Source organism: Pseudomonas salicis (assembly GCF_057128705.1).
Map to the genome: position 1 here is coordinate 95,547 of NZ_JBSKHU010000005.1, position 26,685 is coordinate 122,231.

Annotated in this window: 23 protein-coding genes and 1 pseudogene; 4 read left to right on the top strand and 20 right to left on the bottom strand. The window is 61.2% G+C overall.

Translation table 11 applies throughout. From position 1 onward, the window contains the following. Positions 1-273 precede the first annotated feature (273 nt). The 3 genes from gltB (at position 274) to hemE (ending at position 7,593) form a co-directional block, all read left to right on the top strand. Positions 274-4,719, top strand: a complete 4,446-nt coding sequence (gene gltB, locus ACWKWE_RS19015; RefSeq protein WP_483851380.1) for a glutamate synthase large subunit — start codon at positions 274-276, stop codon at positions 4,717-4,719. Positions 4,720-4,838: 119 nt separating this feature from the next. Then, on the top strand, positions 4,839-6,257 hold the full coding sequence (locus ACWKWE_RS19020) for an FAD-dependent oxidoreductase (RefSeq protein WP_483851381.1): 1,419 nt from the start codon (positions 4,839-4,841) through the stop codon (positions 6,255-6,257). A gap of 271 nt (positions 6,258-6,528) precedes the next feature. Beyond that, entirely contained in the window at positions 6,529-7,593 is a 1,065-nt protein-coding gene (hemE, locus tag ACWKWE_RS19025; protein WP_166596122.1) for a uroporphyrinogen decarboxylase, read from the top strand. 57 nt (positions 7,594-7,650) lie between these two features. On the opposite strand, the gene ACWKWE_RS19030 is transcribed toward hemE, so the two are convergent. The 3 genes and pseudogenes from ACWKWE_RS19030 to ACWKWE_RS19040 all read right to left on the bottom strand — a co-directional run bounded on the left by ACWKWE_RS19030 (position 7,651) and on the right by ACWKWE_RS19040 (position 9,610). Then, the gene (locus ACWKWE_RS19030) at positions 7,651-7,950 is read right to left on the bottom strand and encodes a HigA family addiction module antitoxin (protein ID WP_166596121.1); all 300 of its coding nucleotides are present in this window, start codon (positions 7,948-7,950) and stop codon (positions 7,651-7,653) included. Between the two features lie 14 nt (positions 7,951-7,964). Next, positions 7,965-8,243, bottom strand: a pseudogene (locus tag ACWKWE_RS19035) (type II toxin-antitoxin system RelE/ParE family toxin). Positions 8,244-8,344: 101 nt separating this feature from the next. Then, a complete protein-coding gene (locus ACWKWE_RS19040) occupies positions 8,345-9,610 on the bottom strand; it encodes an MFS transporter (protein WP_483851382.1) in 1,266 nt (421 codons plus the stop codon). A gap of 115 nt (positions 9,611-9,725) precedes the next feature. Here ACWKWE_RS19040 and ACWKWE_RS19045 point away from each other — a divergent pair, with 115 nt between their 5' ends. Next, complete coding sequence (locus tag ACWKWE_RS19045; protein ID WP_483851383.1) at positions 9,726-10,616, top strand: LysR family transcriptional regulator; 891 nt, start codon at positions 9,726-9,728, stop codon at positions 10,614-10,616. A gap of 171 nt (positions 10,617-10,787) precedes the next feature. Here the strand turns inward: ACWKWE_RS19045 and ACWKWE_RS19050 are convergent, their stop codons facing one another. The 17 genes from ACWKWE_RS19050 to ACWKWE_RS19130 all read right to left on the bottom strand — a co-directional run bounded on the left by ACWKWE_RS19050 (position 10,788) and on the right by ACWKWE_RS19130 (position 26,677). Next, complete coding sequence (locus tag ACWKWE_RS19050) at positions 10,788-11,234, bottom strand: excinuclease (protein ID WP_166596117.1); 447 nt, start codon at positions 11,232-11,234, stop codon at positions 10,788-10,790. A gap of 34 nt (positions 11,235-11,268) precedes the next feature. Beyond that, a complete protein-coding gene (locus ACWKWE_RS19055; protein ID WP_483851384.1) occupies positions 11,269-12,495 on the bottom strand; it encodes a beta-ketoacyl-ACP synthase in 1,227 nt (408 codons plus the stop codon). Continuing rightward, entirely contained in the window at positions 12,495-13,223 is a 729-nt protein-coding gene (fabG, locus tag ACWKWE_RS19060; RefSeq protein WP_483851385.1) for a 3-oxoacyl-ACP reductase FabG, read from the bottom strand. Before fabG ends, ACWKWE_RS19055 begins: the two co-directional genes overlap by 1 nt. Then, entirely contained in the window at positions 13,216-13,680 is a 465-nt protein-coding gene (locus ACWKWE_RS19065; protein ID WP_483851625.1) for a hotdog family protein, read from the bottom strand. The genes fabG and ACWKWE_RS19065 overlap by 8 nt, the downstream gene beginning before the upstream one ends. Positions 13,681-13,685: 5 nt before the next feature. Continuing rightward, positions 13,686-14,882 carry a beta-ketoacyl-[acyl-carrier-protein] synthase family protein gene (locus ACWKWE_RS19070; RefSeq protein ID WP_483851386.1) on the bottom strand — a complete coding sequence of 399 codons (1,197 nt, stop codon included), beginning with the start codon at positions 14,880-14,882 and terminating at the stop codon, positions 13,686-13,688. Further along, positions 14,879-15,367, bottom strand: a complete 489-nt coding sequence (locus tag ACWKWE_RS19075) for a hypothetical protein (protein ID WP_341960442.1) — start codon at positions 15,365-15,367, stop codon at positions 14,879-14,881. Before ACWKWE_RS19075 ends, ACWKWE_RS19070 begins: the two co-directional genes overlap by 4 nt. Continuing rightward, positions 15,364-16,110, bottom strand: coding sequence for a class I SAM-dependent methyltransferase (locus ACWKWE_RS19080; RefSeq protein ID WP_166596112.1), 747 nt, complete (start codon positions 16,108-16,110; stop codon positions 15,364-15,366). Before ACWKWE_RS19080 ends, ACWKWE_RS19075 begins: the two co-directional genes overlap by 4 nt. Next, a complete protein-coding gene (locus ACWKWE_RS19085) occupies positions 16,107-17,354 on the bottom strand; it encodes an NAD(P)/FAD-dependent oxidoreductase (protein ID WP_483851387.1) in 1,248 nt (415 codons plus the stop codon). Before ACWKWE_RS19085 ends, ACWKWE_RS19080 begins: the two co-directional genes overlap by 4 nt. Then, positions 17,341-19,722 (bottom strand): MMPL family transporter, encoded by a 2,382-nt coding sequence (locus ACWKWE_RS19090; protein WP_483851388.1) that lies wholly within the window; start codon positions 19,720-19,722, stop codon positions 17,341-17,343. Before ACWKWE_RS19090 ends, ACWKWE_RS19085 begins: the two co-directional genes overlap by 14 nt. Beyond that, positions 19,712-20,332, bottom strand: a complete 621-nt coding sequence (locus ACWKWE_RS19095; protein WP_483851389.1) for an outer membrane lipoprotein carrier protein LolA — start codon at positions 20,330-20,332, stop codon at positions 19,712-19,714. Before ACWKWE_RS19095 ends, ACWKWE_RS19090 begins: the two co-directional genes overlap by 11 nt. A gap of 59 nt (positions 20,333-20,391) precedes the next feature. After that, on the bottom strand, positions 20,392-20,820 hold the full coding sequence (locus tag ACWKWE_RS19100) for an acyl-CoA thioesterase (RefSeq protein ID WP_166596109.1): 429 nt from the start codon (positions 20,818-20,820) through the stop codon (positions 20,392-20,394). After that, the gene (locus tag ACWKWE_RS19105; protein WP_483851390.1) at positions 20,813-22,357 is read right to left on the bottom strand and encodes an HAL/PAL/TAL family ammonia-lyase; all 1,545 of its coding nucleotides are present in this window, start codon (positions 22,355-22,357) and stop codon (positions 20,813-20,815) included. The genes ACWKWE_RS19100 and ACWKWE_RS19105 overlap by 8 nt, the downstream gene beginning before the upstream one ends. Next, on the bottom strand, positions 22,338-23,219 hold the full coding sequence (locus tag ACWKWE_RS19110; protein WP_483851626.1) for an LpxL/LpxP family acyltransferase: 882 nt from the start codon (positions 23,217-23,219) through the stop codon (positions 22,338-22,340). The genes ACWKWE_RS19105 and ACWKWE_RS19110 overlap by 20 nt, the downstream gene beginning before the upstream one ends. A gap of 59 nt (positions 23,220-23,278) precedes the next feature. Continuing rightward, positions 23,279-24,013 carry a glycosyltransferase family 2 protein gene (locus ACWKWE_RS19115; RefSeq protein ID WP_483851391.1) on the bottom strand — a complete coding sequence of 245 codons (735 nt, stop codon included), beginning with the start codon at positions 24,011-24,013 and terminating at the stop codon, positions 23,279-23,281. A gap of 191 nt (positions 24,014-24,204) precedes the next feature. Further along, entirely contained in the window at positions 24,205-25,884 is a 1,680-nt protein-coding gene (locus tag ACWKWE_RS19120) for an ApeI family dehydratase (RefSeq protein ID WP_483851392.1), read from the bottom strand. Beyond that, positions 25,881-26,426 carry a COG4648 family protein gene (locus ACWKWE_RS19125; protein ID WP_483851393.1) on the bottom strand — a complete coding sequence of 182 codons (546 nt, stop codon included), beginning with the start codon at positions 26,424-26,426 and terminating at the stop codon, positions 25,881-25,883. Before ACWKWE_RS19125 ends, ACWKWE_RS19120 begins: the two co-directional genes overlap by 4 nt. Beyond that, positions 26,423-26,677: an acyl carrier protein gene (locus ACWKWE_RS19130; RefSeq protein ID WP_166596104.1), complete on the bottom strand. Its 255-nt coding sequence runs from the start codon at positions 26,675-26,677 to the stop codon at positions 26,423-26,425. Before ACWKWE_RS19130 ends, ACWKWE_RS19125 begins: the two co-directional genes overlap by 4 nt. Positions 26,678-26,685: the final 8 nt, after the last annotated feature.

Genomic DNA, 26,685 nt, shown 5'->3' on the forward strand with positions numbered 1-26,685 from the left:
GGTGTCTGCGTCTCAGACACGCATTGAACTTTGGGCTCTCTTTGGTCAGACTCGCAACAAAGCTCTGGCTAGCATGAGAATCGATAAAAACCTTTCACGAATGCGACATGAATTTGCGACATTTCGTCGCTAAATTTGTGAGGCTTTGTGTCGGTGTGTACAATGACCTCCCTTTTGCTCCCGCAAAGCCGGCGTACGTTCGGCGTGGATGGTAAATGGCTGAATTGAAAAGAAATTTGTCTCGATAAGAGGCAGCCTGGTGAGAATGTGTCTATGAAAGCAGGTCTGTACCAACCAGAAGAATTCAAGGATAACTGCGGCTTCGGCTTGATTGCCCATATGCAGGGCAAGCCCAGTCATCATCTGTTGCAGACGGCGATTGAAGCCCTGACCTGCATGACCCACCGTGGTGGGATCAACGCCGACGGCAAGACCGGTGACGGTTGCGGTCTGTTGATTCAAAAACCCGACACGTTCCTGCGTGCCGTGGCTCACGAGCACTTCGGTGTCGAGCTGCCGCGCCAGTATTGCGTGGGCATGGTGTTCCTCAACCAGAACGACGCCAAGGCCGAAGCCGCTCGCGAGAACATGAACCGCGAAATCCTTGCGGCCGGTCTGACCCTCGTGGGTTGGCGTCAGGTGCCGATCGACACCAGGGTCCTCGGCCGTCTGGCGCTGGAGCGTCTGCCGAAAATCGAGCAGGTGTTCATCGGCGGTGAAGGCCTGAGCGATCAGGAATTCGCGATCAAGCTGTTCACTGCGCGTCGCCGCTCGTCGGTCTCCAACGCCGCTGATACCGACCACTACATCTGCAGCTTCTCGCACAAGACCATCATCTATAAAGGCTTGATGATGCCGCGTGACCTCACGGCATTCTATCCAGACCTCAACGACGAACGCCTGCAAACCGCGATCTGCGTGTTCCACCAGCGCTTCTCGACCAACACCCTGCCGAAGTGGCCGCTGGCTCAGCCATTCCGCTTCCTCGCCCACAACGGCGAGATCAACACCATCACCGGTAACCGCAACTGGGCTCAGGCCCGTCGCACCAAGTTCACCAACGACCTGATGGACCTCGATGAGCTGGGGCCGTTGGTCAACCGCGTCGGCTCCGACTCTTCGAGCATGGATAACATGCTGGAGCTGATGGTGACTGGCGGGATCGACCTGTTCCGTGGCGTGCGCATGCTCGTGCCGCCAGCGTGGCAGAACGTCGAGACCATGGACCCGGATCTGCGTGCTTTCTACGAATTCAACTCCATGCACATGGAGCCGTGGGACGGCCCGGCCGGTATCGTGATGACCGAAGGTCGCCACGCAGTCTGCCTGCTCGACCGTAACGGCTTGCGCCCGGCGCGTTGGGTCACCACCAAGAACGGCTACATCACCCTCGCGTCGGAAATCGGCGTGTGGAACTACACCCCCGAAGACGTCATCGCCAAAGGCCGCGTCGGTCCGGGCCAGATCTTCGCCGTGGACACCGAAACCGGTCAGATCCTTGACACCGACGCCATCGACAGCCGTTTGAAGTCGCGCCATCCGTACAAGCAATGGCTGCGCAAGAACGCGCTGCGCATTCAGGCGACGCTGGAAGACCACGACCACGGTTCGGCGTTCTACAACCCGGATCAGCTCAAGCAGTACATGAAGATGTTCCAGGTCACGTTCGAAGAGCGTGATCAGGTGCTGCGTCCGCTGGGCGAGCAGGGCCAGGAAGCCGTGGGTTCCATGGGCGACGACACGCCAATGGCCGTGCTGTCCCGCCGTGTGCGCACGCCGTACGACTATTTCCGTCAGCAGTTCGCGCAGGTCACCAACCCGCCGATCGACCCGCTGCGTGAAGCCATCGTCATGTCGCTGGAAGTCTGCCTCGGTGCTGAGCGCAACATTTTCCAGGAGTCGCCTGAGCATGCGTCCCGCGTTATCCTCAGCTCGCCGGTCATTTCCCCGGCCAAGTGGCGTTCGCTGATGACGCTGGATCGCCCTGGCTTCGACCGCGCCATCATCGACCTGAACTACGACGAAGCCACCGGCCTTGAAGCCGCTGTGCGCAACGTCGCTGATCAGGCGGAAGAAGCTGTGCGCGCCGGTCGCACCCAGATCGTTCTGAGCGACCGCCATATTGCCCCCGGCAAACTGCCGATCCACGCCTCGCTGGCCACCGGTGCGGTACACCACCGCTTGACCGAAAAAGGCCTGCGCTGCGACAGCAACATCCTGGTTGAAACCGCGACAGCCCGCGATCCGCACCACTTTGCCGTGCTGATCGGGTTCGGTGCGTCGGCGGTCTATCCGTTCCTGGCCTATGAAGTGCTGGGCGACCTGATCCGCACCGGCGAAGTGCTGGGCGATCTGTACGAAGTCTTCAAGAATTACCGCAAAGGCATCACCAAGGGCCTGCTCAAGATATTGTCGAAGATGGGCATCTCGACCATCGCGTCGTATCGTGGCGCGCAACTGTTCGAAGCCATCGGCCTGTCCGAGGAAGTCTGCGACCTGAGTTTCCGTGGCGTCCCAAGCCGCATCAAAGGCGCGCGTTTTGTTGATATCGAAGACGAGCAGAAAGCACTGGCCGGTGAAGCCTGGAGTCCGCGCAAGCCGATCCAGCAAGGCGGTCTGCTGAAGTTCGTCTACGGCGGCGAATACCACGCCTACAACCCTGATGTGGTGGCGACGTTGCAAGCCGCCGTGCAGCAGGGCGACTACAGCAAATTCAAGGAATACACCGCGCTGGTCGACAACCGTCCGGTGTCGATGATCCGCGACCTGTTCAAGGTCAAGGAACTCGACACACCGCTGTCGATTGACGACATCGAGCCGCTGGAAGCGATCCTCAAGCGATTCGACTCGGCGGGCATCTCGCTGGGCGCACTGTCGCCTGAGGCTCACGAAGCGCTGGCCGAGGCGATGAACCGTCTGGGCGCACGCTCCAACTCCGGCGAAGGCGGCGAAGACCCGGCGCGCTACGGCACCATCCGCAGCTCCAAGATCAAGCAGATCGCAACGGGTCGTTTCGGCGTGACCCCTGAGTACCTGGTCAACGCTGACGTGTTGCAGATCAAAGTCGCTCAAGGCGCCAAGCCGGGCGAGGGCGGTCAACTGCCGGGTGGCAAGGTCAACGGTCTTATTGCCAAGCTGCGTTATGCAGTCCCAGGCGTGACCCTGATCTCGCCGCCGCCGCACCATGACATCTACTCGATTGAAGACTTGTCGCAGCTGATTTTCGACCTCAAGCAGGTCAACCCATCGGCGCTGGTCTCGGTCAAGCTGGTGGCAGAAGCGGGCGTTGGCACCATCGCCGCCGGTGTGGCCAAGGCCTATGCCGACCTGATCACCATTTCCGGTTACGACGGCGGTACCGGTGCATCGCCGCTGTCGTCGATCAAATACGCGGGCGCGCCGTGGGAAATCGGCCTGGCCGAAACCCACCAGACCCTGCGCGGCAACGACTTGCGCGGCAAGGTCCGGGTGCAGACCGACGGTGGTCTGAAAACCGGTCTGGACGTGATCAAGGCCGCAATCCTCGGCGCTGAGAGCTTCGGCTTCGGTACGGCGCCGATGATCGCGCTGGGCTGCAAATACCTGCGTATCTGCCACCTGAACAACTGCGCCACCGGCGTCGCGACTCAGAACGACAAGCTGCGCAAGGATCACTACATCGGCACCGTCGACATGGTGATCAACTTCTTCACCTACGTGGCGGAAGAAACCCGCGAGTGGCTGGCCAAGTTGGGCGTGCGTTCGCTGGAAGAGCTGATCGGCCGTACCGACCTGCTGGACATCCTGCCGGGCGAAACCGCCAAGCAGCAGCATTTGGACCTGACGCCTCTGCTGGGCAGCGATCACATCCCCGCAGACAAGCCTCAGTTCAGCCTCGTGGACCGCAACCCGCCGTTCGACAAGGGCCTGCTGGCCGAGAAAATGGTGGAGCTGGCCAAATCGGCCATCGAGTCCAAAGCCGGCGGCGAGTACGAACTCGACATCTGCAACTGCGACCGCTCCATCGGTGCTCGCATCTCCGGTGAAATCGCCAAGCTGTACGGCAACCAGGGCATGAAAGACGCCCCGGTGACCTTCCGCTTCAAGGGCACTGCCGGTCAGAGCTTCGGCGTATGGAACGCCGGTGGCCTGAACATGTACCTGGAAGGCGACGCCAACGACTACGTCGGCAAAGGCATGACCGCTGGCAAGCTGGTGATCGTGCCGCCGAAAGGCAGCCCGTTCAAAACCCAGGACAGCGCCATCATCGGCAACACCTGCCTATACGGCGCCACCGGTGGCAAGCTGTTTGCAGCGGGTACGGCAGGCGAGCGTTTCGCCGTGCGTAACTCGGGTGCCCACACCGTTGTGGAAGGCACGGGCGATCACTGCTGCGAGTACATGACCGGCGGTTTCGTCTGCGTTCTGGGCAAAACGGGTTACAACTTCGGCTCTGGCATGACCGGCGGTTTCGCCTACGTGCTCGACCAGGACAACACCTTCGTTGACCGGGTCAACCACGAACTGGTCGAGATCCAGCGCATCAGCGGCGAAGCGATGGAAGCCTATCGCAGCCACCTGGAGCGCGTCCTTGCCGAATACGTGACCGAGACGGATAGCGAATGGGGCCGTAATCTCTGGGAAAACCTGGATGACTACCTGCGCCGCTTCTGGCTGGTGAAGCCTAAGGCGGCCAACCTCAAGTCCTTGCTGTCGAGTACGCGCGCTAACCCGCAATAAAGCAGCTGCAAGCGGCGAAGCTTCAAGCCGCAAGCTAACGGCAGTGCGCGAGTGCCTGCGAAACATGATTCTTGCAGCTTGAAGCTCGTCGCTTGAAGCTGCGACCAGAGGTTTGAAAAATGGCTGAACGTCTGAGTAATGACTTCCAGTTCATCGATGTCGGGCGCAAAGATCCGAAGAAGAAACTGTTGCGTCAACGCAAGAAAGAGTTCGTGGAAATCTACGAACCCTTCAAACCCCAGCAATCGGCCGATCAGGCCCACCGCTGCCTGGGTTGCGGCAACCCGTACTGCGAATGGAAATGCCCTGTGCATAACTTCATTCCCAACTGGCTGAAGCTGGTGTCCGAGGGCAACATCCTCGCGGCCGCCGAGCTGTCGCACCAGACCAACACGCTGCCGGAAGTCTGCGGGCGTGTGTGCCCGCAGGATCGTCTGTGTGAAGGGGCGTGCACCCTGAACGACGGTTTCGGTGCGGTCACCATTGGTTCGGTGGAGAAGTACATCACCGACACCGCATTCGCCATGGGCTGGCGTCCGGACATGTCCCGCGTAGTGCCGACCGGCAAGCGCGTGGCAATCATTGGAGCAGGCCCGGCGGGTCTGGGCTGCGCCGACGTGCTGGTGCGCGGTGGTGTGACGCCGGTGGTGTTCGATAAAAACCCGGAAATCGGCGGTCTGCTGACCTTCGGTATCCCTGAGTTCAAGCTCGAAAAAAGCGTGCTGAGCCACCGTCGTGAAGTCTTCACCGGTATGGGTATCGAGTTCCGCCTCAATACCGAGATCGGCAAGGACATCACTGTCGAGCAACTGCTGCAGGAATACGATGCCGTGTTCATGGGCATGGGCACCTACACCTACATGAAAGGCGGCTTCCCGGGCGAAGACTTGCCGGGCGTGCACGACGCGCTCGACTTCCTGATCGCCAACGTCAACCGCAACCTGGGCTTTGAAAAAACGCCAGAAGATTTCGTCGACATGAAAGGCAAGAAGGTTGTGGTACTGGGCGGTGGTGACACCGCGATGGACTGCAACCGCACCTCGATCCGTCAGGGTGCCAAGGCTGTAACGTGCGCTTACCGTCGTGACGAAGAAAACATGCCGGGCTCGCGTAAGGAAGTGAAGAACGCCAAGGAAGAAGGCGTGAAATTCCTCTATAACCGCCAGCCAATCGCCATCGTGGGTGAGGACAAGGTCGAAGGCGTCAAAGTCGTCGAAACCCGTCTGGGCGAGCCTGATGCGCGCGGCCGTCGCAGCCCTGAGCCGATTCCAGGCTCCGAAGAAATCATCCCGGCCGACGCCGTGGTTATCGCTTTCGGCTTCCGCCCAAGCCCAGCGCCGTGGTTCGAGGAGCACAGCATCGAGACCGACAGCCAGGGCCGCGTCGTCGCGCCGGAACAAGGCAAGTTCAAGCACCAGACCAGCAACCCGAAAATCTTCGCGGGTGGCGACATGGTGCGCGGTTCCGACCTCGTCGTAACCGCGATCTTCGAAGGCCGTAATGCGGCTGAAGGGATTCTGGACTACCTGGGCGTCTGATTTCCGGATCGGGATGCGGTTCAAACTGTGGGAGCGAATTCATTCGCGAGACGCCGGTACATCCGACATATCTCTGTCGGCTGTACTCCCGCTTCGCGAATAAATTCGCTCCCACAGGGGTTGTATGCACCGCTGGCAAGCGGGTTTGCACATGGAATCCGGTGCGACATTTGCGCGACAAATTGACCCCATAGACAAAAGGCACGGTACTTACCGTGCCTTTTGCGTTGGTGTCTGAGAAAATGCCCGCACTTTTTTCCCGGATCCTGCCATGACTGCCCTGAAGAACGACCGTTTCCTTCGCGCCCTGCTCAAGCAACCCGTTGACGTCACGCCGGTATGGATGATGCGTCAGGCCGGTCGCTACCTCCCGGAATACCGCGCCAGTCGTGCCAAGGCCGGGGATTTCATGAGCCTGTGCATGAACCCGGCGTTCGCCTGTGAAGTCACCCTGCAACCGCTTGAGCGTTACCCGCTGGACGCCGCGATCCTGTTCTCCGACATCCTCACCGTGCCTGACGCCATGGGCCTTGGCCTGTACTTCGAGACCGGCGAAGGCCCGCGTTTCAAGAAGACCGTCAGCACCCTGGCCGACATCGAAGCGCTGCCGATCCCGGACGCGCAGAAGGACTTGGGCTACGTCATGGACGCAGTCAGCACCATCCGCCGCGAGCTGAATGGCCGCGTGCCGCTGATCGGCTTCTCCGGCAGCCCGTGGACCCTCGCGACTTATATGGTCGAAGGCGGCTCGTCCAAGGACTTCCGCAAATCCAAGGCGATGCTCTACGACAACCCGCAAGCCATGCACCTCTTATTGGATAAGCTAGCGCAGTCGGTTACGGCTTATCTGAATGGTCAGATTCTGGCGGGCGCTCAGGCCGTGCAGATCTTCGACAGTTGGGGCGGCAGCCTCTCGGCGGCGGCGTACCAGGAATTCTCCCTGGCCTACATGCGCAAGATCGTCAGCGGCCTGATCCGCGAACACGACGGTCGCAAAGTCCCGGTCATCCTCTTCACCAAAGGCGGCGGTCTGTGGCTGGAAAGTATCGCTGACGCCGGGGCTGACGCGCTGGGCCTGGACTGGACCTGCGACATCGGCGAAGCCCGCCGTCGCGTCGGTAGCAAAGTCGCCCTGCAAGGCAACATGGACCCCACCGTCCTCTACGCCAACCCCCAGGCCATTCGCCAGGAAGTCGCCAACATCCTCAAAAGCTACGGCAGCGGCACCGGCCACGTCTTCAACCTCGGCCACGGCATCACCCCTGAGGTCGACCCGGCCAATGCAGGCGCGTTCATCAACGCAGTGCATGAGTTGTCGGCGCAGTATCACCAGTAAGCGCTGAGCGTCAGACACAAGAACGCCCGGATTTACCGGGCGTTTTTGTGTGGGGTGTCATACCGCAGTAAATGTCGGGCGGGTATACATCGGGGTGATGGATGGCTGCTCACGGTGTTCCGCCTGCCATAGGTCATGGCTCATCTGCGCGGCAAGCCAAAAGCGTGCAGTACTCAACCCTGCTCGCTCCAGTCGGACCGCAAGATCCGGACTTATAGGGGCGCGGCCGTTGATGACGCGAGACAACATTTCTCGGGAGAAGTGAAGCCGACGTGCCATTTCGGCAATCTTGATATTCAACTCCGGCAGCATTTCCTGAATCACTTCGCCGGGGTGTGGAGGGTTATGCATTCTCATGCAAATGACTCCTGTCAGTGGTAATCGAGATAATCGACCAGCTCGACATCGTTCTTGATAAATCTAAAAATAATTCGCCAGTTCCCGCTCACCCAGACTTACCAGTACTGATCCAGATCGCCTTTCAGCGGATGCAACCTCAGGCCTGCCAAGCTCAATTCATCAGGGCACATGGCTATATCCAAAGCCAGCAAGATGGATCGAAGGCGCTTTGCATGGTCTGCGCGAATCCCTTTGGTTGTTCCCGTGTAGAAAAAGGCCCTGAGATCTTTGTGTTGGAATGTTCTGATCATAGCAGTAAAGCGTGAATTAATTGTTCACGCTTTACTGTCAGGCGATGTGGATACGAGAGATGTGAAACGAAGCCAGGTTTTGTATGAAAACGCCCGGACCATCAAACCTGCACGTTCACCGGCAGTGGCTTCACCTTCGCCAGCTTGAGCGCCGCACCTAACGCGGCGGCGAGCAGCAGCGCGATAAATACGCCGATCCCGTTCCACCCCGCGTAATGCCAGAAGAACCCGCCGCCGGTGCCCGCCACGCTAGAGCCAACGTAGTAGCTGAACAGGTACAGCGACGAGGCCTGGCCCTTGGCTTTGATGGCGCGGCGGCCGATCCAGCTGCTGGCCACCGAGTGGGCGCCGAAGAAGCCGAATGTGAACATGACGACGCCAATGACCAAGATGGCCAACGGGGTGAACATGGTCAGGGCAAGACCGGCGATCATCAGGACGATCACGGCCCAGAGCACGTTGCGACGCCCCAGTTTGTCGGCCAGAGCGCCGACTTTCGCCGAGCTGTAGATCCCGGACAGGTAGACCACCGAGAACAGGCCGACCACTGCCTGGCTGAGATTGTAGGGATCGGCCAACAGGCGATAACCGATGTAGTTGAACAGCGTGACGAAGGCGCCCATCAGCAGGAAGCCTTCCAGGAACAGCCACGGCAGACCGGCATCACGGAACTGCAACACGAAGCCGTCCAGCAGGCTGCGAGCGTTGAGCGGGCGAGGACGGAAGTTGCGCGAGGGGGGCAGGATCTTCCAGAACACGCAGGCGCCTGCCAGTGCGATGAGACCCATGATCGACAGCGCGATGTGCCAGCTCACGTAATCGCTGAGGACGCCGGTGATCAGCCGCCCGCTCATCCCGCCAATCGCGTTGCCGCCGATGTACAAGCCCATGGCCAGGCCGATGTGTTGCGGGTGGATCTCTTCGCTGAGGTACGTCATCGCTACCGCCGCCAAGCCACTCAGCGAAAGCCCGACAAAGGCCCGTGTCACCAACACGCCCTCCCAACTGGGCATGAACGCGCTGGCAATGGTGAACAAAGCGGCGGAGAACAAAGAAAAGACCATCACTGATTTGCGTCCCATACGGTCGGAAATCGGGCCGGTGATCAACAGGCCGATGGCGAGCATCGCCGTGGCCACCGAGAGAATCAGGCTGCTCTCGGCGGCGTTGATGGAGAACTCGCGGGACAGCACCGGCATCATGGGCTGTACGCAGTAGAGCAGGGAGAAGGTGGCGAAGCCGCCGGAAAACAGCGCGAGAACGGTGCGGATGAAGGCCGGGGTGTCTTTCTCGATGTAGGTATCACCCAGCGGGATTGCGACATTGATCTCGGGCGCAGACGTCGCGGGGGATGCAGCAGTATTCACGGGTAACCTCAAACGATGTGAAGCAGCGATGGGGAAAAGCATATAGCCAGCTAACGTTTTCCTCCAATATATTGTTCGACCTGTTTGATAGCTTTAACGACTCAATGGTGAGGCCATGGAATTACGTCATCTTCGCTACTTTATTGCGGTGGCTGAAGAGCTGCATTTTGGCAGGGCTGCGGAGTCACTCGGCATCTCTCAGCCTCCGTTGAGCCAGCAAATTCAGGCGCTGGAACATGAATTGGGTGCCCGACTGTTCGAGCGGACCAACCGACGAGTGGCATTGAGCGAGGCCGGGCGACTGTTCCTCGACGAAGCGCGGCTGGTGCTGGCGCAGGTCGAGAAAGCCTCCGACGTGGCACGCCGGGCGCAATTGGGGGAATTGGGCGAATTGAAGATCGGCTTTACGGCGTCAGCGCCGTTCACATCGAGCATTCCTCAGGCGATCTTTGCTTTTCGCCAACGTCATCCCGCCGTGCACTTGGCTTTACAGGAAATGAGCAGCAAGGAAGTGGCCGAGCGACTGGTGGAAGAGTCGATGCAAGTTGGCATCATGCGCCCCCTGCCGTTGCCGGATTCTTTGGTGGCGGTCGAGCTGTTACGTGAGCCGCTGGTGGCCGTTTTCCGCTCCGAACACCCGATGGCTCAGGGCAGCGAACAGGGGATTTACCTCAAAGAGCTGGCGACCGAGCCGTTTGTGTTCTTTCCACGAAGCTATGGCAGTGGCCTGTACGCGCAGCTGCTGAGCCTGGCGCGTGATGCGGGGTTCACGCCGTTGTTCGCCCAGGAAGCCGCCGAGGCTATGACGATCATCGGGCTGGTCGCGGCGGGGCTGGGCGTGACGGTGCTGCCTGCGTCGTACCAACGCATGCGGATCGATGGCGTGGTCTATCGCACCCTCTTGGACGAGGCCGCAACGTCGGCGGTGTGGCTGGTGCAGCGCAAGGACCAGAAGTCGCCCATGGCCAAGGCGTTCGTTGAGTTGGTGACGCGCAAGGCGGGCTAGTAAGGACGCACGAGATGCGCAATTCGAACTGTGGGAGCGAATTCATTCGCGAAAGATGCAACAGGCGATGCACCTCTATCGGCTGAAGTTTGTTCGCGAATGAATTCGCTCCCACAGGTGAACCGTTCGTGCCATCGGGCGCCGCAGAAAGCCTCGCCCCATTAGAAAGCTTTACTGCACCTTCGCCAGGTCACCTTTCAACGCAACGCCTGCCATGACGGCCCCGGCGTGGCATTCGTAGGTTGCAGGGTCTTTGCGTTCGATCTTCTTGTAGTAACTGGCGATGTTAACCACGGCATTTGCCCCTGCGCCTTTCGCCGCTTCGTTCAATTGCAGGATGGCTGATTGCAGCGCCCATTCGCAGGCGTCGTTGTCGCTTTTGTTGAAGGCGTTGGTTTTCTTGTTGGTCACAGCGTTCGGCGATAGCACCGACACTTTCCCTTTTGGCGTGACACCCGCCAGGTAGAACTTCACGCTGCCGTCCAGTTTCTTCTCTTGAAGCATTTGTGCAACGACCTTGTCGAACGGCAGATACAGCGCGGTATCCCGTGCCTGACTGATACCGGGCAGCGCGCCCAGAACGATTGCAGCGGTGGCCGCCCAGACTTTCAGTTTCATGCTTTCACTCCTTGAGGGATCAACTAAAAAACGCTCACGGCCAGCGACGGAAAATCAACGACGTGTTGACCCCGCCGAAGGCAAAATTGTTGTTCATCACGTACTCGTGGCTCATGGCGCGGGGCTCGCCGCGCAGGTAATCCAGCGCCCCGCAACGGGCATCGACGTCGTCCAGATTGAGGGTATGGATGTAGCGGTCGTGCTTCATCATTTCGATGGTGAACCACGACTCCAGCGCACCGCACGCACCCAGCGTGTGGCCGAGGAAACTCTTCTGCGAGCTGATCGGCATGCGCGCACCGAACAGGCTATGGGTGGCCAGGGTTTCAGCGATGTCCCCTTGCTCGGTTGCGGTGCCGTGGCCATTGACGTAACCGATGGCATCCGGAGAAAGGCCCGCGTCTTCCAGCGCCAGCTCCATCGCCCGGCGCATCGTGCTTTGCTCAGGGCGGGTGGTGTGTACGCCGTCTGCGTTGCTGCCGAAACCGACGATTTCGGCGTGGATGCGCGCGCCACGGGCCAGTGCATGTTCCAGCTCTTCAAGGACCAGCATGCCGCCGCCTTCACCAATCACCAGCCCGTCACGGCCACTGTCATAGGGACGCGGACTGGTGTGGGGCGCATCGTTTTTCAGGCTGGTCGCATACAGCGCGTCGAACACCATGGCTTCCGTTGGGCACAGCTCTTCTGCACCGCCCGCAAGCATCAACGGCAGGCGCCCGAACTTGATCGCTTCATAGGCATAGCCCACGCCCTGACTGCCGCTGGTGCACGCGCTGGACGTCGGAATGAGACGGCCCGTGAGGTTGAAGAAGATGCTGATATTCGCCGCCGTGGTGTGGGGCATCATGCGCACGTACGAGTTGGCGTTCAGCCCTTCGGCCACCGAATTGAGCAGCATGTTGCCGAACGCCTTGATCTCGTCGGTACTGCCGGTGGAAGACCCGCACGCCACCCCCATGCGCCCGTCACGGATGACCGGATCGCCCAGCAAACCAGCGTCGCGCAACGCCTCTTCCGAGGCGCCGACCGCCAGCCGTGACACGCGGCCCATGCTGCGCAGTTGTTTGCGCGTCCAGTGCGTGGGCACCGCGAAATCGTCGATGGGGCCGGCCAGACGAGTGTTCAATTCGCTGAAACGATCCCACTCATCCATGCGCCGGATGCCGCTGCGATTGGCGCTGAAATTGGCCTCAATGCTGGCCCAGTCGCTGCCCAGCGAGGTGATGCCGGCCATGCCGGTGACGACAACGCGCTTCATCAGCACAAGCCTCCGTTCACGGCCAGCACCTGTCGGGTGATGTACGACGCTTCCGCCGACATCAGGAAATTCACGGCACCGGCGACTTCTTCCGGGGTGCCCATGCGCTGCGCAGGAATCATTTTCAGCAACTCTTCCACCGGCACGTTTTCATCCAGCATCGCGGTGTCGATCAGGCCCGGCGCGACACAGTTGACCGTGATCTTGCGCTTGCCCAACTCGATGGCCAGCGCCTTGGCGGCCCCGATCACGCCCGCTTTCGAGGCGCTGTAATTGACCTGTCCGCGATTCCCGATCAGTCCGGAAACCGAGGTGATGCAGACAATCCGACCCGCCGCGCGGCGGCGGATCATCGGCATCATCACCGGGTGCAGCACGTTGTAGAAACCGTCCAGGTTGGTGCGCATGACCACGTCCCAATCCTCGTCGGTCAACGCCGGAAAGGCGCCATCGCGGGTCAGGCCCGCGTTGCAGACCACGCCGTAATAAGCCCCATGGGTTTCGACGTCCTCTTCAAGCACGGCTTTGCAGGCGGCGCGATCCGCCACGTCGAATTGCAGCACCCGTGCATCCCGGCCCAATGCACGAATCTCAGCCTGCACGGCCTCGGCTTCAGTGCGGCCGCTGCGGCAGTGCAACACGATGTCATAGCCGGACCGTGCGAGGCGCAGCGCGATGGCGCGACCAATGCCACGGCTGGAACCGGTGACCAGGATTGAATCAGTCATTCACGGCTCCTTCGGCCAGATAGCCCGCCGACTGGGGCGGACGGTAAACGTTCAGACGTGCGCTGGCGTGAATGCCGGGCCCGCTCAGGTGGCATTCGAAGACGCCCATGCCGTTGTCATCCTCTAACGATCGGAGGGCATGAATGATCAATTCGCTGCCCATTGGAAACCCTTCGACATTGCATTCGAATTTCCGGGTGCCCAACAAGAATCCCAGTTCGACAGGCTCACGCTTCACTCGGGCCTGACACCCCGCATAAGCGGCGACACTTTGAGCCATCAGCTCAATGCCAGCCCAGGCGGGCAAGCTGCCATCGGCGCGATTGAACAGTCCGCCAGCTCGTACGTTCAGGCGGGTTCGGATCTGCTCTTCGTCGAATTCGATCACCTCGTCGATGAGGATCATGTCGCCCGCATGGGGTACCAGTTCGGCGACGGGCCACTGGCAGGAAATCAGGGCGGTCACGGGGCGTCTCCGATGATCAGGCTGACGTTGTTGCCACCGAAGGCAAACGAATTGCTCATCAATCGGCGCGGTGTGCGAGGTGGCCATTCATCGCCGGGTTTGACCCACGCCAGCGCGGGCAGGCTTGTATCGGCCTGTTCGTCCCACACATGAGGCGGCAGCCGATGCCCGTCGTTTTCGGAGGAGAGCGTGAGCCAGCAAAACGCTGCTTCCAGCGCGCCGGCCGCGCCGAGGGTATGGCCGCTCATGGGCTTGGTCGACGAGCATGGCACGCCGTCCGGGAACAGGGCGTCTACAGCCAGGCACTCCATCGAATCATTGTGTGGAGTCGCGGTGCCGTGCAGGTTCAAGTAGCCGATGTCGGCGGCGTCCAGGTGCGCATTATTCAGCGCTTTTTGCATCGCAGCCATGGCGCCGCGCCCTGTGGGTTCCGGGGCGGAGATGTGATGCGCGTCCGAGCTGGCCCCCGCGCCGAGCAGGGCAATCCGATGGTCCGCGCTTGCTTCGCGGGTCATCAGAAACAGCACCGCTGCTTCGCCAATATTGATGCCGTTGCGATTGACGGAAAACGGATTGCAGCGCTCGCCGGACACGGCTTCGAGGGATGAAAAGCCGTTGAGTGTCAGCTTGCACAGGCTGTCGACGCCGCCGCACAACACGGCGTCGCACAAGCCCATGTCCAGCAGGCGACGGGCGCTGAGCAACGCGCGGGCGCTGGACGTGCACGCCGTGGAAATCACGTAGGCCGGGCCGCCTACGTCCAGCCAGGTCGCCAGAAAATCCGCAGGCGCGCCGAGCTCTTGCTGACGATAGTCGTAATCGCCGGGAAACGCGTCGTCACGAAGATAGCTGGCAATGCCCCGGCTGGCTTCATCGATCCCTGATGTGCTGGTGCCAAGAATCACGCCGACCCGCGCAGCGCCGTAATGCCCGATGGCTTCACGGATTTCGGGTTCGATCTGCAACGCCGCCGCCAGTAGCAATTGGTTGTTACGGCTCGACTGCCCGCGCAGCGCATCAGGAATCTCGGGAAGCAGGGCCTTCACGGACGCGACGGGCAGTGATCGTTCAGGCACCCAGCCGCTTTCAGTCCGCATGCCTGAGGTATCGCCCGCGAACAACGTCCGTGCCACGCTTGCGCGGTCATCGCCCAGCGAGCAGATAAGACCCAGTGCATTGAGGTAAGCGGTCATTTCGAGGCCTTGCCTTCGAGCGGGCTGACGACGTATTTCAACTCGCCGCTTTCCAGGGTGAGGCGGAAAACCCCTTCCGAGGCATAATCGACCCGCCAGCGCTCTTCGAGGGTGCGGCCGTGAGGCAATAACACGACGCCGGGATAGTCGAAGCGCGCCTCTTCATTGGAGGTCAGCGCGAACAACACGGCTGCAAACAGCTCCCGGGCTTCGGGATTGGGTGGCAGCAGCCCATCGGCTTTCCAGGTTTCCTCCTCCAGTTGCTGACGGGCGACGGGGATGCCCAGCGGGTCCATCAGCGAGAAACGCAGACCGTGGCGTTCCTTCTGGATCACCAGCAGCCAATCCTGTCGCTGGCCAGCCTGTTCACGCAGGACGTGCAACTGCTTGGGAAATTTGATGTGCGGAATTTGCGCGGGCAGTGGCGCGTGGCTGGTGCAAGCACTCAGCAGCACGACGCAAAACAGCAAAAGTGCGCGGATCATGGTGTCTCACCTTCGAATGGTGCCTGTAGCGGTTTACGTGCGACGGCATTCACCAGCGTCTCTTCACGTTCGCCAAAGGGCTTGGGTTTAACCAGCTTGAAACGCTCCAGCAGGCCGAAATCCCTGGCGCGGCTCCACCACAGGTAGGGGTAGGAGACGTTCTTCGCGGTAAATTGAAAACCTTGTCCGTGCAGCATGTCCAGATAATGCGCAGCGCTCTTCTGTACGTGCATCGGATGGCGGAAGAACCAGCGAATCACCCACGTGTCGATGTAGGCCTCGGTGGATTCCGCGAACAGCAAATAACCACCTGGCTTGAGCACGCGGTAGAACTCGGACAGCGCCTGTTCCTGCTCGACCAGATGATGGAAGGTTTGGTGGCAGAACACCATGTCAACGCTGGCGTCGGGCAGTTTAAGCGATGCGCAGTCGCTGCCGATCAATTCGACGTTCAAGCGTCGCCGCTCCGCTTCCTCAGCACTGAGACGCAGGCTGAGCGGATCGGCGTCGACACCCAGGATTTTTACCGGGTTGAATACGCTGTGCAGGTACTGGAAGGATTTTCCCTGACCGCAACCCGCGTCGAGAATCACCGGATTTTCGGGTGGGTGTTCGCTGAACAGGCCGCGCAGGTCGTTGATTGCTACCCGAAGGACGTGATGCTGCCAGGTGTGGCTGCGCAGGAACAGAAAACCCAGGCGAGTCTCTTCGACGTAGCTGGGAGAGAAAAACGGCTCGCTCATCGGCTGGCACCCCCGCAGATTTCCGCGAGCATGCGCAGGCGGCGGGAGGGTTCGGCCACGAAGGGGTTGCGTTCGTCCCACGCGTAACCGGCGAGGATCGAACAGATCATGCGGCGAATGTCATCGCTGCTGCCGGGGTAAAAAATGACGTCCTGAAAACTGCCGTCGTACCAGCCTTCGACATAGGCCCGGAAGGTATCGACGCCTTTCTTGAGCGGGACGGCGAATTCGTTTTCCCAGTCCACGGCTTCCCCCTGCAACTGACGATGCAGTACAGCGGCGGCCATGCTGGCCGAACGCATGGCGATGGTCACCCCGGAGGAGAACACCGGGTCCAGGAATTCCGCCGCGTTCCCCAACAGCGCGAAGCCTTTACCGTGAAGGGTTTTGACGTTGGCCGCGTAGCCGCCGATCGTCCTTGCCGGGGTGTCCCAGACCGCGTTTTGCAGGACGCGCTGAAGGCTGGGCGTTTCATCGATGAAGGCGCGCAGGCAGGCGTCGAGGTCGGTGGGTTTGTCCTTGAAACGTTCGGCAGAAGCCACCACGCCCACCGAGCAGCGCCCATTGCTGAACGGAATCGACCAGAACCACACGTCGCGCATCGTCGGATGTACGCTGACCAGAATTTTTTCTCGGTCGAAACCCGGATCGTCGATGCGGTCTTCGACGTGGGTGAACACGGCCTGACGCAGCGGGAAGTTTGAGGGTGCTTCAAGGTCGAGCAAACGAGGCAGGACGCGACCGTAGCCGCTGGCGTCGAGGACGAAGTCGGCTTGCAGGCGGTACTGACTGCCATCCTCGCGCTGCACGTCGAGCACAGGCTGTTCGGCCGTGAAGTCAGCCGCGATGAGGGTTTCCTGAAAGCGAACGTCCACGCCCTGACGCACCGCTTCGTCGGCCAGCAGTTGGTCGAAATCGGCTCGCTGAACCTGAAACGTCGTCGGCTTGCCGTTGCTGAACGTCTCGCTGAAATCGAACGCACTGTATTGCTCGCCGCACGCAAACGCCGCGCCGTTCTTCACCTGAAAGCCCGCCGCGTGCACCGCGTCGAGCATGCCCGCTTCTTCGACGAAGTCTAGGCAGTGCGACAACAGGCTTTCGCCGATGGAGAAGCGCGGAAAGGTCTGGCGTTCGATGATCAGCACGTCATGGCCGCGACGTTTGAGGAGCGCAGCGGCAATGGCCCCGGCGGGACCGGCGCCGATGACGACGATCTGGCGAGATTCCCTATCAGCTATTGGCACAGGATTTCCTTTTCGAGTGTTTGACGGCGTCGGCGTCTTGCCGGGCAGAGGGTTCGGAATGACTGCCCGCCCACGGCGCCAGGATGAAGCTGAAGGCAAGCCCCAGGCTTACCGACAGGCCAAAGTTGCTCACCGCTGGCGTGCTGGAGATGGCCAGCAGCCCGAACGATAACCACGTGGTCGCGGCGGCCAGCAACGTACCCAGCAGGCTGACCGCAGCACCGCCGATCTGCTCACGCATCAGGATCGCGTAATCGACGCTGATAGCCGTCACCAGCAGCAAGCCGAACAGGCTGAACAGCGTCAGCGGTTGGCCGAGCCAGCCCAGACTTGCCAGGCTGCACAGCGCCGCCAGCAACGGCAGGGCGACGACTCGGAGGGCACCGCGCAGGCCGAATGGCAGGATCAGCAGCAGGACGATCAGCACGCACGACAGCAGTTTCAACTCGGCAGCGCTGACCTGCGTGGCGGCGAACACTTTGTTCAAGTCGCCCAAGCGGTCCACCAACTGCACGCCGGGCAAACCCTCGGCCTGGGCTTGCAGCAACACAGCGTTGTTGAGCCCTTGCAGGCTGACGATGCCCGCGACACCCTCGGTATCACGTCCCATCCACAACAGTCGCCAGGGTTCACCGAGCGGGCCGGCCAGCACCTCATCGATGCCCTGATTCGGCAACGCGCGCAGCGTGGCCAGTTCGTTGTTTAACGCTTCAACCGGTACGCCGAGGTCCAGCAAGGGCTGCCACCGGGCAGGCAGGGCATCGAGCGCCTGACGCGTGGCGTCCTGTTCGGCGGGCGTCGCGACCAACTGGCTCAAGGACAGATAACCTTGCAGCGCCTTCTGATTCACCAACTGATCGAGGCGCTGACTCAGTGCGCTCTGACGCTCCAGCAATTGTTGCTGATCGGCGCCGCGCACCAGAAAGAACTGGCTGGTGGGCTGATAACCCGTAATGCGCGCAACGGTCCGGGCCTCATCGGTGAGACTCGGTGGTGCCGCGATCCATTGGCGAATGTCGTTCTTGGTCGTCAACTGCCATAAACCTGCCGCGCAGAACGCCAGCAACAGGCCCAGCAAGACGGGTGTGCCGACGCGTGCGATCAGTCGAGCCCGCAGATGAATCAGGCGTTCGGCAATCTTGAGCGGCCACTGCGCGGGGTATAGATCGACACCGTTCAGCAGCGCAGGCAGCAGGCACACTGCGCACAGATAGGCTCCGATCAAGCCAGCGGCGGAGAACACGGCAATTTGGGTCAGCGCCGGGAAGGGCGTCCAGGCCAAGGCGAGGTAACCGATGCAACTGGTGGCGAGGCTCAGGCTCAACCCCGACAGCGTCAGACGTAACGCTGGCCAACTGCGCCACGGCTTCAGGCTCCAGCCTTTGGAAAGATAGTGCAGCGGATAGTCCACGGCGACACCGATCAGGCTCGACCCCAATACCAGCGTCATCACGTGCATCTTGCCGAACAGCGCGATGCACGCCGTGGCGCCGAAGAGCATGCCGACGACCACCGGCAGGAACGCCAACAACACCCGCCAACGTTTGAACGCCAACAGCAGTAACAACAAAATGCCGAGGGTCGCGCCGCCGCCGACCCAGGTGATTTCCCGTGCAGCTTGCTGCTGGCCATGGGCGGCGTACAGAAGCCCGCTGGCGGCGAGCAATTGCGCATCGGTCTTGTCGGCTTCAGCGCGGGCGGCGTCGAGCAGAGCCGAGACCTTCAATGGCAGGCTCATGTCGAACGCGTCGGCCTGCGTGCGCGCCCGCAACAGCACCCAATGCTTGCCGTCAGCCTCGGCGATGAGGGCGCCGCTGCCTACGTCCAGTTGCACCGCGCCGTGAGTCGGCTGGTTGTTCTGGATACGCGCCGTCAGCCCCAGCCAATCGTCCTGACTGGCTACCAGACTGAAACCGCCAAAGGGGTCGAACAGGTTCTGCACGCGCTTCTGAATAAAGGCGTCCGGCTGGTCGATCAGCTCGGTGCGGTCGCTGTTCGAGAGCATCGACAGGCGGCCTTTCAACAACTGCTCACGCAAGGCCGGGAGATCAGCCTGAAGGTTCCACTGGACCTTCTCGAACAGACCGCTGGCTTGCCATTGCTCGCTGATCCTGCGGGCCAGCGCGATGGCCTGCTCTTGATCGGCGTGTCCCACCAGCACCAGCATTTCGCGATTCAACGGTTCCTGAATCCGCTGCTCGGCGCGCAATTCCAGCGCATCAGGACTGCTGCCGGGCACCAGTTCCATCAGGTTCGCCGACAGTGGCGCACCGCCACGCCATTGCCAGCCTGCCAGCGCGAGAATCGCCAGCAGCAGGATCAGGAACAGGCGGGGCAGCAGGCGCTGCAGTGTCGGGTCAGCGGGCAAAGTCGGCGCGCTCCGAGTCGCTCAGCGGCTGGGCGCTTGTGCTGTCGATCATCTTCAGCAGTGTTCGATCACCTTGAGTTTCCAGCAGCTCAATGCGCTCGACCAGTGCGCCGCCGTCGATGTTGATCTGCTTGAACACCTGTTGAAGCATCAGCGAACGTGGCACCAGCGTCAGTTGCCATGCCTTTGAATCGCCACTGACGTGCAGCTCAAAATCTCGCTCCAGCCCGCTGCTGTCGCCTTGCAACACGGCGAGGAACAGCCGGTTTTGTTGGGCGCCTGCGGTTTTGCCGGGGATGATTTGCCAACTGCCGTCGGCGTCACGACGGGCGATGCCCGCAGCGCTGATTCGGTAGTCCTGTTTGAGCGGCGTATTTAATAGCCACAGAAGACCGAAATCCTTGGCCAGCACGAAGTTGCCTTTGCTGGTCAGCGGCTGAGGCAAGGAACGCAGGTGTTTTTCCTGAATGAAGCTGCCGTGGATCACGCTCGGTTTGGCCAGTTGCTCGCTGAGCTGGTGCAGGTCGAAGGCGTGGGCATTGAAGCTCAACAACATCGCAACTGTAGGAGTGAGCTTGCTCGCGATGGATTGTTTCAGCCGCCTCATCATTGCCTGGCCAGCCCTCATCGCGAGTAAGCTCACTCCTACAGGGGTGTGTGATGTGGCTGTCAACATTGCAAGGCCCTCTCGACCGCTTCGACGAAGACCTTGGGCGAGGCCAATTGCATTTCACGCGTCTCTATCTCGACCGCAACTTGCACCGTGCTGGCGCGGGTCAGTCGTTCGCCAGTGGCTTTGTCGGTGATCAGGTAGTCGATTTTCAGGCGGTTTTCCCATTCCACCAGGCTGGCGCGCACGTTGATCCGCTGACCGAACACCGCGCCGCGCACGTAACGCAGTTGCAGGTCGATCACCGGCCACGCATAGCCCGAGTCGCGCATCTGGGTGTAGTTGTGGTTCAGCTTGTCGAGCAACGCGCAGCGCGCCACTTCCAGGTATTTTACGTAGTGCCCGTGCCAGACGACGTGCATCGTGTCGACGTCGAAAAACGGCACCAGCACTTCGGTGTCTTCATGGATCACGCCTTTGCTACGCATGCAGCCTCCAGTGTTGATCGGCGATGCGTTGCAGGCACAGGCGAAGTTCACCCTCCAGCGCGCGGTCTTCGATGACGGGGGGGAAGTCCTCGCGCAGTTGCTCGTGCATGGCGGCCAGCGCCGGCGGCAGCGGGCGGGCCTCGGGATCACGGCTGCGTAGCCATACCCCCTGGTTGGCGGCGATCAGCGTGGCGGCGGCGACCTGCTCGGTCAGCTCGAGCACACGAATCGCATCCCGCGCCGCGATGGTGCCCATGCTGACCTTGTCCTGGTTATGGCATTCGGTGGACCGCGAAAACACGCTGGCGGGCATGGTGTTTTTCAGGGCCTCGGCGGTCCAGGCGCTGGTGCCGATCTGCACGGCCTTGAAGCCGTGATTGATCATCGCGCGGTCTGCTGGCGAGCCAGACAGGTTACTGGGCAGGCCGTGGTTGTAACGTTCGTCCACCAGCAACGCGAGTTGGCGATCCAGCAGGTCGGCAACGTTGGCAACGAGGGTCTTCAGGCTGTCCATGACGAACGCGATGTGGCCGCCGTAGAAATGCCCGCCGTGCAGCACGCGCTCGGCTTCGGCGTCGATGACCGGATTATCGTTGGCGCTGTTCAGCTCTATTTCGATGAAGCCCCGCAGCCAGTTCAAGCTGTCAGCCAGCACGCCCAACACATGGGGGGCGCAGCGCAGGGAATAGCGATCCTGCAGGCGATGCAGCGGGGCGGTCGGCGCATTGATCGCCAGATCCTCGCGCAGCCACGCCGCGACCTGCATTTGGCCCGGATGAGGCTTGGCAGCGAACAGGCGCTCGTCGAAGTGTTCCGGATTGCCTTGCAGCGCGACAACGTTCAGCGCTGTGATGCGGGTCGCAAGCTTCAACAGGTAATCGGCGCGGGCGAAGGCCAGGCACGCGAGCCCGGTCATGACAGCCGTGCCGTTCATCAGCGCCAGCGCTTCTTTGGGACGCAGCACCAGTGGGTCCCAACCCAGCTCACGATGCACCTCGGCAGACGTGCGACGCTCGCCCTTGAACATCACGTCCCGCTCACCGGACAGGGTCGCTGCGACGTAGGAGAGCGGGGTCAGGTCGCCACTGGCGCCCACCGAACCCTCTTCCGGGATCAGCGGCAGGATGTCGTGTTCAAGAAAAGCTTGCAGGCGTTCCAGCAGTTCGACCCGCACGCCCGAGACGCCGTGGCACAACGAGCGCAAGCGGGCGGCCAGTACCGAGCGCGTCGCCTGTGCGTCGAGCAGTTTCCCGAGGCCGCACCCATGAAAGGTATACAGATGACGAGGCAAGGCTTCGACGTGTTGCAGCGGCACGGCCACCACACAGGAATCGCCATATCCGGTGGTCACGCCGTAGATGACGCCTTCTTTGTCCAGCAGCGAGTCGAGAAACTGCGCGCCTTTGGCAATGCGTTGACGATAGGCGTCATCGTTTTGCAGCGCGGTGGGCCGCTGGCGATTGGACAGGGCAAGGACGTCCTCGATGCTCAGGGGACGTTCGCCGAAGATGATCGGCTCAGGTGCTGGGTTCGTCATCGGATTTCCAGAACGGGTAGAAGTTGAACCACTGTTGCGGTGCTTGCAGGCAGTAGTGCGCCAGGCGATCGGCGTAACGTTGAGTCCACTGTGCGATCACCTGTTGGCGATCACTGCGCCGCCATTCGATGGCGCGGGCGAACGGCTCAAGCACCACGCGATAACCGCCGGGGCCCTTGAAGCAGAAAATCAGGTTGATGGGGCATTTCAGCAGCCCTGCCAGCAGCCACGGGCCTTGAGGAAATGCTGCCGAATGGCCGAGAAAGTTGACCCTGACGTTGCGTCCGCCGTGCAGCGGAACGCGGTCGCCAGCAATCGCCAGCCACTCGCCTTCATCGAGACGCTGGCTGAGTTGCAGCATGATCGCCGGGTCCAGTTCGCTGACCTGAATCAGCCGCAGATTGGTTGCGCCTGCCTCACCCAGGAGACGATTGAAACGCTCGGCGTGTTTAGTGTGCACCAGCACGTTCATCGTGACTTTTTCGCCAAGTTCGGCGAGCGCTCGACAGACTTCAAGATTGCCCAAGTGGGCGCCCACCAGCATCTGCCCGCGCTCGCCGCGCAACTGATCACGCAGATGAGCGTCGTCGACGATTTCAATCTGGTCCAGCCCCAGCTTGCCGTTCCACACGTCGAGCTTGTCGAGCAATGCGTCGGCGAACGCCATGAATTGCCGGAACACGCGCCAGGTTGTAGGGCGCAGTTCGGGGCGCTGGCTCCAGTCTGAAAGCCGGTGCTGGTATTGCCACGCACTGCGCCGTGCGCTGCGGCCAAACAGGAAGAAGTACAACACGATGCCGTGGAGGATCGGACTCAGCACCCGGCGCCCAAGGACCTTTACGCCCCAAGCGGTGAGTTTCATCAGCAGGAAACTGCCGCGCTCTTCATGCTCGGCCCAATGCTGCTTCTGGTCGGCGTCGCTCACGGCAGCCACCGTCGCCAGAGGATCAGCGGGAAGCGCCCAAGCATGCCGAAAAACAGCTTGGCGTGCATTTTCGAAATCAGCGCGTTGTCGTGAAACAAACGGAAATGGGAAAGGCCGTCCTGGGGGTAATGCACCTTGGTCGGCAACCAGCGCATCGGCTGGTTGCGCCACGACAGGCGCACGAGAATTTCGGGATCGAAGTCCATGCGTTTGCCGAGGTTTACGGTGTCGATCAGGTGAAGGACCGGCTTGAGCGGGTACACCCGGAAGCCACACATCGAGTCGGGAATCTGCAGCGACAGGCTGTTGATCCACACCCAAACGTGGGTCAGGTAGCGTGCGTACAGACGACCTTTCGGCACGCTGGCGTCGTATTGCGGGTAGCCACAGATCAACGATGTCGGGTGTTCGCGGGAGTGGTCGAGAAACACCTGAATGTCGTTCAAGTCGTGCTGGCCATCGGCGTCCACTTGCAGGGTGTGGCTAAAGCCCAGCCTTGCGGCCTCGCGCAGACCCGCCATCACGGCGCCGCCCTTGCCTTGGTTGACCGGGAGCTGGACCAGAAACACCTTGTCCTGCTCGGCAAGCGACCCGAGTACCGCCGCACAGGCCGGGCTGCTGGCGTCATCGACCAGCACGCACGGCAGGCCAGCGTTCAGCAGTTCCTGAACCACGGCAGGGACGGCCAGTTCATGGTTGTAGACCGGGATGACGGCACAGGGGTTATGCATAGGGAAGTCCTTTTCGAGCGCTGCGATACGTCACTGCCGACCGCAAATCCTGTGGGAGCGAATTCATTCGCGATACAGAGGTACATCCGATAGCGATGGGTGGACTGTACCGGCCTCTCGCGAATGGATTCGCTCCCACAGGGTTATCGCCAGACACATAATCCGTGTCGGGCATGGAGCTTGTGGTCTGCTCACGCATCGGCTTCACTCCACAAAATCCGCCCGCTGGAGCAGGCCGCATCGCCGTTGCGATAGGTGAAATACAACTTGCTGCGTTCCTGATCGAAGCGCAGGGTCAGCGTGATGCGGTCGCCCGGGCGCACCAGTTGCTGGAATTTCAGCACTTCCATTCCAGCAAAGCGCGGTGGCAGGTCCATCAGGCGCTGGCCGAGGGCGATGGCCCAGTCGACCTGTACCACGCCGGGCAGAATCGGCGTGGTGGGGAAGTGGCCACTGAAATGCGCCAGATCCAACGGGACGATCAGCTCCAGCCGAAGCCCTTCGTCGGTGTCTTGCTGATTGACCAACTCCGGCTCATGGACTCGCGGTGCCACGAGCAGCGCTTCAACCTGTACCTGAGGCAATTTGCCTTGGGTGTTCAGCGGCAATTGGCTCAGGATCCGCCAGCGGCGGGGCAGGGCGAGGGTTTCGCAATGAGGCACCAGATGCTGTCGGAGCGCGGCCGTTACCACGCGACGGCCCTGATTTCGCAGTGCATGCACGCCTTGGGCGCTAAGGACGACCAGCGCACCCAGTGACGCACGGTTTTCCCGGACAACACCTAACCGGGCTTCGCTGACCCATTCATGGGTGGCCAGCGCTTGCTCCAGCAGCGGCAGAGAGATGCGCTTTTCTTCCAGCTTGACGATGCGGTCCAGTCGTCCGAGCAGTTCAAAGCGGCCATCTTCAGTGAAACGTGCCGCGTCAGCGGTTTGTTCGACATGGCCCACGGGCAAGTAGGGGGACTCGATACGCAGCGCGCCGTCTTCGTTCTGACTGAGTTTCACGTCGTCGAACGCGCGCCACAACGGATCGCCCTGGCGCCAGGCGATACCGCCGGTTTCCGAGCTGCCAAGAACCTCCGTCGGCCACTGATCGAGACGCTGACGCAGGCTCTGTGCTGCGTCACTCGGCAAGGCGCCACCCGAAGAAAACACCCGGCGCACGGCGCTCAAGCTATCCCAGTCAAGGTTGTCGCCCATGCGCTTGAGCAACGCGGGGCTGGCGACCCATGCAAAGGCTTCATGCTCGCGACTGGCGCGTTGCAGGTCTTCTGGAAACGGGAGCTGCTTGCGCACGAAGCTACGTCCGGCACACAGAGGCCACAACACACGAAACAACAGGCCATAGATGTGCTGAGCGGCAACGCTGCCAATGATGCAGGCCCGGCCAAGGTCGGCGCCCCAGAGTCGTTCCAGTGCTGCGATTTCGTTGGCCAGCTGGCGCGCTGTTTTTTCGATCAATTTGGGCTCGCCGCTGGAGCCTGAGGTGCACAGGCTCAACAAGCACGTGTCCAGATTGAGAGGCATCGGCTTGAACGGTGGGGCGTTCAGCTCATCGAGACGGGTATCGCCTTCGGCGTCCGTCAACCAAAGCTCGGCGAGGGAAGCCCAGCGTTTGCGGCTCTGGGCCTGCAAGTCCGAGGGCAACAGCACACTGGCGCCCGCATGCCAGGCGGCGAACACGGCGATGGCCAGTTCCGCCGCGTCTTCGAGGTGAATCGCGACACAGGTCACGGCGCGTTGTTGCAGCGCCGCCGCGACTGACAATGCGCGCTCGCGCCATTCTGCGTGGTTCATCCCCGGGGCGTGAGTGATCGGGCGTTCAGGGTGTGGCGCCAGCAACAGCCGATCAATGCTCAGCCAACTCATGCACGCCCCCGCACACGTTGGCGCACGACCCATTCACCGGCGAACAGCAGGCCCATCAAACCGTAGGCAATCAGCCCGGTGTACAGCGCCCACCAGCTCAGCGGCGCCCAAAGGGTCAAGGCTGCGGCGACGATGCCATTGAACAGAAAAAACAGGCACCAGATCTGGGTCACGTGACGCGTGTAACGGACCGCGACGTCCGGCAGCTCGGGATCGGTCAGGCGTGCGAGGCGTTCGACCACAGGCATGCCGTGCATCAGGCTCAAGCCAAACAGTGCCAGCATGAAACCGCTGATCAACACCGGGTACCAGCGCAGCAATTGCGGGCTGTTCACGATGCCCAGCAGCAGGCAGAAGCCGATGGCGACCGACGCCATGCCAAGGCTGCCCGGACGACGCTCGGCCGTCAGCGCACGGGCAGCCCACAGCACGCCCAGCAGCAATGCGAATTGCCACGGCGAAAAGTGCCCCATGCCGAAATACACGGCGAAGGGGTACAGCACCCCTGCGAGCACCAATACCAGACCCATCAGGCGGTTCATGCGGCGGTGTTGACCAGCCGGTGTACCGCTTCGACGACGTCATTGACGGTGCGAACGGACTTGAATTCTTCGGCGGCGATTTTCTTGCCGGTCTTGCGCTTGATGTGGTCGATCAGATCGACCGCGTCGATGCTGTCGATTTCCAGATCCTGATACAGATTGGCATCCAGCGTGACCCGCTCGGGCTCCAGCTCGAACAGCTCGACCAATGCGGTGCGCAGGGTTTCGAAAATCTCTTCACGGGATTGCATGTTCAGTC